The following is an 11,198-nucleotide window of genomic DNA, read 5'->3' on the forward strand; positions in this document are numbered from 1 at the left end:
CCTGAAATGAATTCAGGGTGACGATCTCGTTAGGTAATAGAGCTAAAATTGTTTATTATGATAAATATTTAGCAAAACGTTTATTTGGCATAAAGCATCAGATGATATCTAACTACACAAAAGAAGCTGAGGTTTTACCCCTAACTTCTTCTGATTCTGCATTTCTGTTGGCAAAATATTATCCCGAATCTGCTTTTTTAAGCCCCTTAATTTCCGTATTTTCGCACCTTTAAAAATTTAAAACTGGCAATGGATTACCAATTCAAAGAAATAGAACAAAAGTGGCAGAAATTTTGGGCAGATCATCAAACGTTTAAAGCCGAAAGCAATTCTGAAAAACCAAAATATTATGTGTTAGATATGTTTCCTTATCCATCAGGAGCAGGCCTGCACGTTGGTCACCCACTGGGTTACATTGCCTCAGATATTTTTTCGAGATATAAACGCCTTAAAGGTTTCAACGTATTGCACCCCATGGGATACGATTCGTTCGGATTACCTGCAGAGCAATATGCCATACAAACCGGACAGCACCCTGCTATAACTACCGAAGCTAATATTGCAACCTACCGCAGGCAGTTAGACCAAATTGGTTTTTCTTTCGACTGGAGTAGAGAAGTGCGCACCAGCGAGCCCTCCTATTACAAATGGACGCAGTGGATTTTTATGCAGTTGTTTAATTCATGGTACAACATCGAAAACGACAGGGCAGAAGATATTACCACTTTGATCGAAAAATTCAATGCTTCTGGTACGGCTGATGTTAAAGCTGTTTGTGATGAAGATACTAAAGAATTTATGCCGAGCGATTGGGCAACCTTTACTGATGAAGAGAAACAGATTGAATTGTTAAAATACCGTTTAACTTATCTTCGCGAGAGTACCGTAAACTGGTGCCCGGCATTAGGAACGGTTTTAGCTAATGATGAAGTGAAAGACGGTTTCTCTGAGCGCGGCGGTTTTCCTGTGGAGCAAAAGAAAATGATGCAGTGGAGCATGAGAATCACGGCTTATTCTGACCGGCTTTTACAAGGTTTAGATACCATCGACTGGCCAGAACCGATTAAAGAAATGCAGCGCAACTGGATCGGTAAAAGTGTTGGTGCATCAGTTAAATTTCAGGTAGAAGGAAACGATAAACAGATTGAAGTTTTTACCACTCGTGTTGATACTATTTTTGGTGTTTCTTACCTGGTTTTGGCGCCGGAGCATGAGTGGGTTGCAGAACTGACTACTCCTGAACAAAAACAGGATATTGCAAATTACATTGCTTTAACTAAAAAGAAATCGGAATTAGACCGTATGGCCGATACCAAAACAGTATCTGGTGCTTTTACGGGAACCTATGTGATTAATCCGGTTAGCGGCGAACGCGTGCAGTTGTGGATTGCTGATTATGTGTTGGCAGGTTACGGAACTGGTGCGGTAATGGGTGTTCCGAGTGGCGATCAACGCGATTGGTTATTTGCTACACACTTTAATTTGCCGATTATCCAGATTTTAGACGGACAAAAGGATATAGATGTTCAGGCAGACCCGACAAAAGAAGGAAAATATATTAATTCGGGTTTTATTAACGGAATGGAATATAAGGAAGCCGTTTCGTTTTTGAATAACTGGTTGGAAGAAGAGAAAGTAGGAAAAGCTAAAGTAAACTTTCGTCAGCGTGATGCGATTTTTGGTCGCCAGCGTTATTGGGGTGAGCCGATTCCGGTTTATTTTAAAGATGGATTGCCTTATCTGGTTAATGAAGAAGAATTGCCTTTATTACTTCCTGAAATTGATAAATATTTGCCAACCGAAACAGGCGAACCGCCTTTGGCCAGGGCCGAAGATTGGGTTCCTAAAGATGGTGGTCACTATGAATTGAGCACCATGCCAGGTTGGGCAGGAAGCAGCTGGTACTGGTATCGTTATATGGATGCCAATAATAACAACGATTTTGCTTCAAAAGAAGCTGTAGAATATTGGAAAGATGTTGATTTATACATCGGTGGTTCTGAGCATGCTACAGGTCACCTGTTGTACAGCCGCTTCTGGAATAAGTTTTTGAAAGATTTGGGTTATACCAAAGAAGAAGAACCTTTCAAAAAACTGATTAACCAGGGCATGATCCAGGGTAGAAGTAATTTCGTTTACCGTATCAACGATGAGAACGGAAAACCAACTAATACCTATGTTTCAGCTGGATTAAGAAAAGAATACAAAACTTCAGCATTACACGTTGATGTGAACATTGTTGAAAATGATACTTTAGACATCGCTAAGTTTAAAGCCTGGAGAGAAGAATACGCTACTGCAGAATTTATTCTCGAGGGCGGAAAATACATTTGTGGTGTTGAAGTAGAGAAAATGTCGAAATCAAAATTCAATGTGGTTAATCCAGATGATTTGATTGAGCGTTACGGAGCTGATACTTTAAGGATGTATGAAATGTTTTTAGGTCCGTTAGAGCAGAGTAAACCCTGGAATACGAATGGTATTGAAGGTGTATTTAAGTTCCTGCGTAAATTCTGGCGGTTGTTCCACAACGAAGACTGGACTTTCCATGTAAACGATACTGTGCCTACAAAAGCTGAATTGAAATCGTTGCATAAAATCATCAAAAAAGTACAGGATGATATCGAGCGTTTCTCGTTCAATACTTCTGTATCGAGTTTCATGATTGCAGTAAATGAGTTAACTGATCTGAAATGCAAAAACCGTCAGATTTTGGAAGATATGGTGATTATCCTTTCACCTTATGCTCCACACATCTGCGAAGAACTTTGGGTATTATTAGGTAACGAAGCTGGAACTTTATCCTATACAGCCTTCCCTACATTTAAGCCTGAATATCTGGTAGAAGATGAGTTTGCCTATCCGGTTTCAATCAACGGTAAAATGAAAATGAACCTGAACTTGAGTTTAACCCTGGCCCAGCCAGAAGTGGAAAGCATTTTATTGGCTGATGAGCATTTCCAGAAATTTTTAGACGGAAAAGCACCCAAAAAGATCATTTTCGTTAAAGGAAAGATTATTAATGTCGTAGTTTAAAGGTGAAAGGTATAAGGCCTAAGGTTTAGGGTTTTCCTTTCTCTTCCCTTAAAACAGAAAAACCCGATTTGCGTTTTGCAAATCGGGTTTTTTGTTATCACTTATAAGATACGTCATGCTGAATTTATTTCAGCATCTATTTTGTAAGTAAGATTCTGAAACAAGTTCAGAATGACGACCGCGATTATCTTTCGCCTCTTTTCCTGTTCCCACCAAATCTTCTGTTGTTGCTGGCGTTACGTGGTTTGCCGCTCATATTGCCATCACCACCTTTTTTGCCACCTCCGCCTTTTGACTGTGCTTGTGGTTTGCGTTTAACCTGATTTTTGGCCAGCATACTTTCCCAGCTTAACGGGTAAGGATGATCGTCAACAATAGGTAAGGTAATTTTAATCAGTTTCTGAATATCCAGTAAGTATTCGTTTTCTTCCGCATCACAGAAAGAAATTGCAATACCGTTTGCACCAGCACGGCCGGTACGGCCAATTCTGTGTACATATGATTCAGGAATGTTCGGTAATTCGAAATTGAAAACGTGCGATAGCTGATCGATATCAATACCACGTGCTGCAATATCGGTAGCAACCAAAACACGGATTTTCCTGTCTTTAAAATCAGTTAATGCCCTTTGTCTGGCATTTTGCGATTTGTTACCGTGGATAGCGGCTGCTTTAATTCCGGCATGCGCTAAATCCTTAACAATGCGGTCTGCGCCATGTTTGGTACGGGTAAAAACCAGTGCCGTTTGAATATTTTTATCTTCTAACAGATGGATCAATAATTTTTTCTTATCTGGCTTATCAACAAAATAAACCGACTGAACAATCGTTTCTGCCGTCGACGAAATAGGGGTAACTTCTACCTTTGTCGGACTCGATAAAATGGTATTTGCCAGCTTCTGGATTTCATCAGGCATGGTTGCCGAGAAAAATAAAGTCTGACGTTTAGCCGGTAATTTAGCTACTACTCTTTTCACATCGTGAATAAAGCCCATATCCAGCATACGGTCGGCTTCATCCAATACGAAAAGTTCGATGGTATTTAAGCTAATAAAACCCTGGTTCATTAAGTCTAATAAACGACCTGGGGTGGCGACTAAAATATCAACGCCTTTTCTTAAAGCTTCTACCTGCGAGTGTTGATTTACCCCACCGAAAATTACCAAATGGCGTAAATTTAAATGACGGCCATAAGCTTTAAAGCTTTCTTCAATCTGAATGGCAAGCTCACGTGTTGGCGTTAAAATTAATGCCTTTATGTTTTTTGTAGCTTTGGTATTAATGTGTTTCTCGTGCAGTAACTGCAACATCGGGATGGCAAAAGCTGCTGTTTTTCCGGTTCCGGTTTGTGCACAGCCTAATAAATCTTTGCCTTTTAATATTGTTGGGATGGATTGCTCCTGTATCGGTGTAGGTTGTGTATAACCTTCGGTCTCAAGGGCCTTTAGAATCGGCTCAATGAGGTTTAATTCTTTGAATAACATGTATGTTTCTGTGTAATATTTATCGAAGAAGCTAGAACAATCATTTGTTGAAGGACTAACTTGCGGAGAGAATATGCCATTCAGAATGGCAAGCCCTTATTCCTGCTTCGGCGGCAAAGATAGGTAAAATATGTGAGATAGGCGAAATGTAAGATGAGTGAGGTAAGATGGAAGATGTTGGAGGGATGTTTAGGTGCAATGCTCAACGCAAAACACCAAGCTCCAAACTACTTCTCCTCTTTAAACCGGCTAAAAAACAACAGCGCAATTAAACAAAGTCCGAAGCCTACAATTCCATTCAGGCGTAGTCCAAAATCGTTACCTGGGTCTTTGCCATAAATGGTAAGCATGGCGAAAATGGCAATACCTAAGGTTTGGCCGAGTTTTACAAAAAGGTATTTCACGGCGAAGAACATGCCCTCGTGGTTTTCACCTGTTTCTAAAGTATCTCTTTGGGCAATATCAGCCAAAATAGCCGTGGGTAAAATACCGAGGGCAGCTAAGGGAAACGAGGCTGATAATACCAGAATATAAATCTGCGTATGTGGCCCAAAAGGTAATTTCCCTAAAAAGAAAATGGTAACAAAGATCAAACAAAGTACAGCGAAGGCAAGCAGCACAAAAGGTTTTTTGCCAATTTTAGCCGAGCCAAAATTAACCAGGGGATAAAACAGCAGGGAAGCCAAAACCATGGCACCCATAAATTTTCCACCTTCCGATTCTGGAAGCCCTAGTAAAACCGTGCAGAAAAACAATAAACCACTCGAGATGATGCTTAAGGCAGTATAAAAAGCAAAATCAGATATGAGGTAATATTTAAAATTACTGTTTTTAAAAGTACTCCTAATGGCAGGCCATAAAGGTACATGGGTAGGTTTAGCCACCGAAAACTCTTTTTCGTTGATGAAAAAAACCGGTAATAACATCACCAGGCCCGATAAAATACATAAACCCCATATGGCAATCTGAATAGCTTCGCTGCGGTTGGCCACATGGAAATTATCTTCAACCAGGTCGGCAAAGTTGTTGGTGCAGGCCGATAAAATAATGCCAATTACAAAACCAACCTGCTGATAGCTGGACAGTTTAACTTTTTGCCTTGGCGTATTGGTTACTTCGGCCAGTAAAGCGTTATATGGAATGATATAAGTGGTAACCGATACAAAAAATAAGCAAAGGGTAATGGTAAGCCACCAGGCATTGTGCAGGCTCTCTGCTTTTTGGATGGGATAAAAAACAAGTCCGCAGAAAAGCATGGCGGGAATAATAGCCCATTTCATAAAAGGCATCCTGCGACCATTTTTGTTGGTGCTGGCATCGCTTTTAGAAGCAATGAAGGGATCGTAAATGGCATCAACCAATCTGCCAGAGGCGGCAATAATGGAAAGGATATTAAATGCACCCAATAAAACAAGTTGTGGAACCAAGGGCGGTAAACCTGCATTACTTGGCGGAAGATAGAAATAAGGAAGCATGACGATGATAATGTTTGTCATCGTGCTCCAACCAATCATACCGGCAGCGTAAGCAATTTCTTGTTTTAAGGAGAGTGTTTTGTTCATTAATTATTTAAAATTTTTTTATGCTTTTTGTAAAGCAGGTTTCTGTGTCAATCGGTTAGATCAGTCCTGCTTTCCATTTTATCCCGATGAAAAATCGGGATGTTCATTCCAATCAGGTTTATTTTACTTAGGTCTGCCTTTGGCAAATCCAAAGCGCTGGCGTCATTCCCGCGCAGGCGGGAATCTTAAAGCTTATGCATTAGGATTCCCAATCAAGTTGGGAATGACGGTCCGCTGGTACTATTTTTTATTAAACCACCTGCTTACAAAATAAATCGCCAGAAAGCCTGCAAAAATATATAATCCGTTCAGCGCTGCATTCGGATCATCGGCATAAATGCTAAAGGCCACGAAAGTATAAGCAGCTATAAAAATAATAGGCAATATAGGATATAAAGGAACAGTGTAGATGGTTTTTTTATCAAGATGTGCCGTTCTTTTTCTGAGGATGAAAATTGTTGCGGCAGAACTGGCCATGCTGATGCTTTCTAAGAAAATGGTATAATTTAAAATCTTATCGAAAGTTTTGGCATAAAATATAATCACCACCGCGATTAAAGTAAAAATGCTAAGGCTGATGGTTATTACCTCGGTTTTTTTATTCATCCTGCTGAATATTTTGGGAAGCGCACCTTCTTCGCCCATAGCAAACATCGCCCTCGGGTTACTTAACAGGTTTACGTTTACATAACCCATTACCGAGAAAAAGATAATGACAGAAAGGGCATTAAAGCCGGCAGGGCCAAATATTTTCGAGGCCAGTATCGCCGCTATACTTTCTGCTGTTTTTAATTCTTCGAAACCAATAACCTTTACATACACATAATTGATGGCCAGATAAAGGATCACTATTATGGTTAAACCAATAATAATCGAACGGGGAATTACTTTTTTTGCTTCCTTAACCTCGCCCCCAAAGTTGATGGTTTGTGCATAACCCGCGTAGGAGAAAGAAACCGCAATTAAACACAAGCCTAATGCTTTCCCGTAATCGGACCAGGTTGGCATTGCCCCACTTACTGTTTTAAAAACAGGCGTAACGGTTTGTGTTTGTCCGCCGAAAAATATAGCACAGATTAAGGTTAAAATCATTCCGATTTTAATTACCGTTAATACGTTTTGTGTCTTGGAACTCGCTTTTAGGCCGAGCAGGTTAATAAAATAGAAAGCCAAAATTGTGGTGATGGCTATAGCAACACGATAGGTTTCAGTTTGTTTATCAACAGGTAAGATAATTTTACTCAGGTATTCTGCCCCAATAATTGAAATTGCCGCTACGGATGCAGCACTCGAAATAATAACGATACAATTAATAGCGAAAGCGATGGAAGGGTGATAAGCCGCCGAAAATATTTTATAATATCCACCAGTTACAGGAAAACGCGAACCAATTTCGGCATAGGTTAAAGCACCACAAAAAGCCACAAAGCCCCCAATAAACCAGGCCAGGTAAAATAACTCCGGAATTTGTGCTTTCGCCGCTACGTTTACAGGCGTACGGAATACACCCATTCCAATAACCAGACTCACCACAATCATGGATAAATCGAATAGTGAAAGTTGCTTCTTTTGTTGCATTAAACAGGATTTTGAATATGGGATGAAGATAGGGAAAATTGAATGATTGAATGAGAGAATGTTTGAGGGATGGGAGAAGTAAAATGGAAGATGGGAGATGGAAAAGGGATGATGGAGCATGGAAGATGAAAATGAATAACAATTAGCAGTTGGCGATTGACAATTAGCAGTTCTCAACAGGAATTAATCAGGTAACCAAATGAACCAATGAATTCATGACTCGCCATCATCCATCTTACATTATACCTCCTCCATATTTTTGTGGAAACTTTCTTTTGCTAGCCTCATGGAATAAATCTATTATTGTATGATATTTCTGAACAGGAGATTTGAAATTAGCTATTCTAAGCTTTTCGGGTTTTTGAGATCGGATTTATTTCTACAAATTTGTCATGTTGATTTAAGACATGCACCGAAATCGCTCGGTTTTGTCGCTTTGCAAGTCAAAAAAATGCAGGGTTTTCAAGTGATGAACAGATAAACACAGTATGGCAGAAGTAATTTATAACGACGACAGTATTCGTTCATTAGATTGGAAAGAGCACATCAGGCTTCGTCCGGGGATGTACATTGGTAAACTTGGCGATGGTTCTGCTCAGGACGACGGTATTTACGTTTTGCTAAAAGAAATTGTAGATAACTCTATCGATGAGTTTGTGATGGGCACTGGAAAAACCATCGAGATTACGCTTTCAGAGCAAAAAGTAAATGTACGCGATTATGGCCGTGGTATTCCATTAGGTAAAGTGATAGATTGTGTAAGCAAAATTAATACAGGTGGTAAATACGATAGTAATGCCTTTCAAAAATCGGTAGGTTTAAATGGGGTGGGTACAAAGGCCGTTAATGCGCTTTCTACCAGCTTTACCGTACAATCGTATCGTGATGGAAAAACGAAGAAAGTTGAGTTTTCTAAAGGGGAAATTGTAACCGAGCAACCTGTTATCGATACTACTCAGCGTAATGGTACAGCCATTACTTTTTATCCGGATGAAACCATTTTCAGGAACTACCACTATATTCCTGATTTTGTAGAAAGTATGGTTTGGAATTATGTGTTCTTAAACACCGGTTTAACGGTAAATTTCAATAACCAGAAATATTTTTCGGAGCGAGGTCTTTACGATCTGCTTTCTAAATTTAATAAGCCAGAGGAAATCCGTTACCCGATTATCCATATGATTGGGCCAGATATCGAAATTGCAATGACCCACGGGCAGCAATATGGCGAAGATTACCATTCTTTTGTAAACGGACAGCACACCACACAGGGTGGAACACACCAGGCAGCTTTTAGGGCGGCGGTAGTGAAAACCGTTAGGGAGTTTTTCAAAAAAGAGTTTGATGCGGCTGATGTGCGTTCATCAATTATCGCGGCAATTTCTGTACGTGTACAGGAGCCGGTTTTCGAATCGCAGACCAAAACAAAACTGGGTTCGCAAAACATGGGACCGGAAGGCCCATCGGTAGCAACTTTTATTAACGATTTTGTTAAAAAAGAGCTTGATGATTACCTGCATAAAAATCCGGATGTGGCCGATGCGCTGCTGAAAAGAATTATGCAATCGGAACGGGAGCGTAAAGACATTGCAGGTATTAAGAAACTGGCAAACGACAGGGCAAAAAAGGCCTCGTTACACAATAAAAAACTGCGCGATTGTAAGGTGCATTTTAATACCACACACGAGAAACGTTACGAAACCACTTTGTTTATTACCGAGGGAGATTCGGCATCGGGTTCCATCACAAAATCGCGTGATGTGGATTGCCAGGCGGTATTTAGTTTAAAGGGTAAACCCTTAAACTGTTATGAATTAACAAAAAAAGTAGTTTACGAAAACGAAGAATTTAACCTGCTCCAGCACGCTTTAAATATCGAGGATGGTTTAGAAGGTTTACATTATAACAATATTGTAATTGCAACTGATGCCGATGTGGATGGCATGCACATCCGTTTGTTGATGATGACTTTCTTTCTTCAGTTTTTCCCCGATCTGGTTAAAGCAGGTCATGTTTATATTTTACAGACACCGCTTTTCAGGGTTAGGAATAAAAAAGAAACCATTTATTGCTATAGCGATGAAGAACGCAAAAATGCGATCGAAAAACTAGGCAATAAACCAGAAATTACCCGGTTTAAAGGTTTAGGTGAAATTTCGCCTGATGAATTTGGCTTGTTTATCGGAAAAGATATCAGGTTAGACCCGGTTATTTTGAAAGACCAAACGATAAAAAGTTTGCTTGAATATTATATGGGCAAAAATACGCCCGACAGGCAGCAGCACATTATCCGTAACCTGAGGGTAGAGAAGGATGAAGTAACGGAGGAACCTAAAGTGATTACTGACGAAGTAGCATAAAAAAAGAAGTCAAGTTTAATTACCAATGACAGATTGTAAAGGATTGGTCGTCATTCCCGCGCAGGCGGGAATCTTAAAGCTTATTGCATTAGGATTCCCAATCAAGTTGGGAATGACGATCTGCCAAAACTTGTCATGATCATACTAACGGTTAATTATTCTTTTGGTACATTCACTGTATCTTCAGGGTGTTGCGGAGGTAATACATCTACCTTTTTTTCAACAATGGTGATTTTGGTAAACACCGCATATTTACTTGGAGCGATGCCATTATCGTATTTTTCGGCATAAGCCTGTGTAAATTCAGCGCCGAAGTAGAGTATAATCGAGGTATAATAAATCCACAATAAAATAACGATGATCGAACTGGCTGCTCCAAAGGCCGAGCCCGGGTTCCCCTTTTCGATATAAATCCCGATTAGGTATTTACCTAAACTGAAAAGAACAGCTGTAAATAAGGCACCAATTATTGCCGATTTCCAACGGATAATTACATCGGGTAATACTTTAAATATAACCGCAAATACAGCGGTAACGGCAGCAAGCGTAATTACATTGTTTAAAATGTAAATCAGAATGGCCATGGTATCGTTTGCAACGGGGATTACTTCATCTATTTTGCTTTGTGAGAGTAGGTTGCCCAATTTAGAACCCAGACCTACTACAACGGTGTTAACCACCAGCGATACCAGCAATAGAAAGCCCATTGAAACAATTAAAGAGAAAGACAATAACCTGTTAGAAAGCATTTTTATCCAGCCTTTTTTGGGCACAGCCTTTACTTTCCAAATCATGTTGATGCTATCTTGTATCTCAATAAAAATAGCAGTTGAACCAATAATCAATGTGCCTATCCCAATAATTAAACCAAGGGTAGACTGGCCTGATTTATTGGCATGTTCTACAAAACCCTGAATTTGTGTAGCTGCCTCTTTGCCAACCATTTCGGTCACCTGTCCATAAAACTGAACTCTTGTTTCCTCATTTCTTTTGTCGCCAAAAAATAGGGTAGCGGCGGATAACATGATAATGATAAGCGGTGTAAGTGAAAAAATAGTGTAATAAGCAAGCGAAGCACTTAATTTAGTTACCCTATCTTCTACAAAACCTTTTCCGGCAGCAACGAAAAGATGATATAACGCAATGAAGAAATATTTGATCTTATGAAGTACTCTCATC

6 protein-coding genes are annotated in these 11,198 nt (G+C 39.8%); 2 read left to right on the top strand and 4 right to left on the bottom strand.

Translation table 11 applies throughout. The annotated features are described in order from the left end of the window. Positions 1–249 precede the first annotated feature (249 nt). On the top strand, positions 250–3,036 hold the full coding sequence (gene leuS, locus AC07YT_RS17835) for a leucine--tRNA ligase (RefSeq protein ID WP_086547622.1): 2,787 nt from the start codon (positions 250–252) through the stop codon (positions 3,034–3,036). 184 nt (positions 3,037–3,220) lie between these two features. Here leuS and AC07YT_RS17840 read toward each other — a convergent pair whose 3' ends face one another. The 3 genes from AC07YT_RS17840 to AC07YT_RS17850 form a co-directional block, all read right to left on the bottom strand. Beyond that, positions 3,221–4,519, bottom strand: coding sequence for a DEAD/DEAH box helicase (locus AC07YT_RS17840; RefSeq protein WP_086547621.1), 1,299 nt, complete (start codon positions 4,517–4,519; stop codon positions 3,221–3,223). A 227-nt stretch (positions 4,520–4,746) separates the two neighbouring features. After that, a complete protein-coding gene (locus AC07YT_RS17845; protein WP_086547620.1) occupies positions 4,747–6,081 on the bottom strand; it encodes an MFS transporter in 1,335 nt (444 codons plus the stop codon). Between the two features lie 240 nt (positions 6,082–6,321). Beyond that, positions 6,322–7,659 (bottom strand): APC family permease, encoded by a 1,338-nt coding sequence (locus tag AC07YT_RS17850; RefSeq protein WP_086547618.1) that lies wholly within the window; start codon positions 7,657–7,659, stop codon positions 6,322–6,324. Positions 7,660–8,147: 488 nt separating this feature from the next. Here AC07YT_RS17850 and AC07YT_RS17855 point away from each other — a divergent pair, with 488 nt between their 5' ends. Then, positions 8,148–10,019: a DNA topoisomerase IV subunit B gene (locus AC07YT_RS17855; protein WP_086547617.1), complete on the top strand. Its 1,872-nt coding sequence runs from the start codon at positions 8,148–8,150 to the stop codon at positions 10,017–10,019. 155 nt (positions 10,020–10,174) lie between these two features. Here AC07YT_RS17855 and AC07YT_RS17860 read toward each other — a convergent pair whose 3' ends face one another. Further along, positions 10,175–11,197, bottom strand: a complete 1,023-nt coding sequence (locus AC07YT_RS17860; RefSeq protein WP_086547616.1) for a YihY/virulence factor BrkB family protein — start codon at positions 11,195–11,197, stop codon at positions 10,175–10,177. Between the last annotated feature and the right edge of the window lies 1 nt (position 11,198).

The organism is Pedobacter sp. GW460-11-11-14-TSB4, assembly GCF_059423705.1.

Excerpts from the sequence above, each read along its gene's own strand:
- leuS (WP_086547622.1), top strand. The coding sequence starts at position 250 with ATGGATTACCAATTCAAAGAAATAGAACAAAAGTGGCAGAAATTTTGG.
- AC07YT_RS17840 (WP_086547621.1), bottom strand. The coding sequence starts at position 4,519 with ATGTTATTCAAAGAATTAAACCTCATTGAGCCGATTCTAAAGGCCCTT.
- AC07YT_RS17845 (WP_086547620.1), bottom strand. The coding sequence starts at position 6,081 with ATGAACAAAACACTCTCCTTAAAACAAGAAATTGCTTACGCTGCCGGT.
- AC07YT_RS17850 (WP_086547618.1), bottom strand. The coding sequence starts at position 7,659 with ATGCAACAAAAGAAGCAACTTTCACTATTCGATTTATCCATGATTGTG.
- AC07YT_RS17855 (WP_086547617.1), top strand. The coding sequence starts at position 8,148 with ATGGCAGAAGTAATTTATAACGACGACAGTATTCGTTCATTAGATTGG.
- AC07YT_RS17860 (WP_086547616.1), bottom strand. The coding sequence starts at position 11,197 with ATGAGAGTACTTCATAAGATCAAATATTTCTTCATTGCGTTATATCAT.